Source organism: Streptococcus sp. KR, from assembly GCF_002238115.1.
GTDB lineage: Bacteria > Bacillota > Bacilli > Lactobacillales > Streptococcaceae > Streptococcus.
In genome coordinates, this window is the sequence record NZ_NGVM01000071.1 from 1 (window position 1) to 1,023 (window position 1,023).

At 39.7% G+C, this 1,023-nt stretch carries 1 protein-coding gene; it reads left to right on the plus strand.

Translation table 11 applies throughout. The features are described 5' to 3' along the window. Nucleotides 1–1,023: phage tail tip lysozyme (locus CBI42_RS10845; protein WP_142294111.1), on the plus strand; the 1,023-nt coding region annotated here is incomplete at both ends.

Sequence of the window (1,023 nt, forward strand, 5' to 3'; positions counted from 1 at the left end):
TACACAAACCAGTTCACTTATTTAGTTCAGAAACTTACAAGGATTATCTGTCTACTTTGTGGCATGATTTAAACGATGGGGAAGATTTGAAATCCATGCAAGACCTCTATGAAAGTCCTAAGTATAAACTATCGAAAGACGATCAAGAGGAAATTAAGGAACTAAAAGAAGAAGGTGTCTATGCTTCCATGCAGGAATTGGACAATCCATTTGAGGGGAAAAGCAACGAAGATAGTCTAACCATGACTTATCGTTATGGATACTATGATTTAGACGGAAAACCTACTCTTCAGGAGTACATTCTACTAGAAGCGAAGGTTCACCAAACAATTGTCGCACCAATGGATGGTGTTGTATCTCTAGACGGAGATGATGTTATTCTCACTAACGGAAAAGGAGAGAATGAGAGTCGATTGACCTTGTATTCTATTCATAATGGTCGTGCGATTGAGGGGACAAGAGTCCTAACGGGTGATATTATTGGTGAAACACCAGACGATACAGGTTTGAAAGTTTCCTATCAAAAGTATAAGAACAAGAAAGAAAAATTGGTGTATGTCAATCCGCAATTTTATTTTCCAAAAGTCATTCAACTTCAGACAACTATCTTACCTGCCATTGGTCAGTTTGGTGGGGATGAGTTTGAACGAGCAAAACATATTTATGAGTTTTTGAAATCTCAAGGGGCAAGTCCCCAAGCCATTGCGGCAATTTTAGGAAATTGGTCGGTAGAGTCTTCTATTAATCCTAAACGAGCTGAAGGAGATTATTTATCTCCTCCTGTTGGCGCTACCGATTCCTCATGGGATGATGAAAGCTGGTTAGCGATTGGAGGTCCAGCCATTTATAGTGGTGCTTATCCTAATATTCTTCATAGAGGTCTGGGTTTAGGGCAATGGACGGATACTGCAGATGGGTCAACACGGCATACAGCCTTGTTAAATTATGCACGCACCCAAAATAAGAAATGGTATGATTTAGACCTACAACTTGATTTTATGCTTCATGGGGATAGTCCTTACT